General features: G+C 54.8%; 1 pseudogene. It reads left to right on the forward strand.

Annotated features, from left to right (window positions below):
- Window positions 1–283: pseudogene (locus EN859_RS38940) on the forward strand (hypothetical protein); the annotation flags it as partial.

Genomic DNA, 283 nt, shown 5'->3' on the forward strand with positions numbered 1-283 from the left:
GATACAAAACGTCGTTCCGAAGATCAGAAACGTCATTCCGAAGATCCCTCCCGGATTGTCCTGTGAGGCGATCCGTCACTGGGCTTATGAGACCTCCGAATATCCCACGCCACCGGGTTCGGGAAACGCCTACGCGCGCAGCTTTCTGGAAAAGATCTTTCCGCTTGATGGGACTTACGATTCGTTCACGGACTCAACCTGCATTGCCATGGCTCCCTACATGGGCGATGTCGAAACGATCGCCGCGCCTTTGGTGCTTTATCGCATGCATGGCGCCAATGAC

The sequence above is a fragment of the Mesorhizobium sp. M00.F.Ca.ET.216.01.1.1 genome, assembly GCF_004010325.2.
Taxonomy (GTDB): Bacteria; Pseudomonadota; Alphaproteobacteria; order Rhizobiales; family Rhizobiaceae; genus Mesorhizobium.